Annotated in this window: 1 pseudogene; it reads left to right on the top strand. The window is 43.2% G+C overall.

Going from position 1 to position 560, the window contains the following annotated elements:
- Positions 1-560: pseudogene (locus tag H5185_RS23365) on the top strand (reverse transcriptase domain-containing protein); the annotation flags it as partial.

The raw sequence follows: 560 nt of genomic DNA, 5'->3' as shown, positions 1-560 counted from the left end.
GAACAATGGTTAAAGTCTGGTTTTATGGACAAAGGGCTGTTTTATCGTACTGATGAGGGCACGCCACAAGGAGGGGTTATATCCCCCACCTTGATGCTAATGACTCTTGCTGGACTTGAGCAGCGTATAAAGTCTACAGCACTCAAAAAGGGTGCCAGAGCCAACTTTATTGGATACGCCGACGATTTCGTCGTCACCTGCGCTTCAAAGGAAGTGCTCGAGAACGATATCAAACCGTTAATCGCTGATTTCTTAGCGGAAAGAGGCTTAACACTCTCCTAAGAGAAAACGCATATTACCCACATCAGCAATGGTTTTGACTTCTTAGGGTTCAATCATAGGAAGTACAAAGGAAAATTGCTCATTAAACCGAGTAAATCCAACACGTTGTTGTTCTTGAGTAACCTGCGCGAACTCATCAAAAAGCACGCTACCATCCCTGTTAACGACCTTATCAAACTGATAAATCCGAAACTAAGGGGGTGGGCGAATTATTATCGTCATTGTGTTGCTAAACAAGTATTCGGGTATGTTGGGCACAAACTATTCTATTCGTTATG

The sequence above is a fragment of the Shewanella sp. SG44-6 genome (assembly GCF_014164185.1).
GTDB lineage: Bacteria > Pseudomonadota > Gammaproteobacteria > Enterobacterales > Shewanellaceae > Shewanella > Shewanella vesiculosa.
This window is presented reverse-complemented; position numbering and strand designations above follow the sequence as displayed.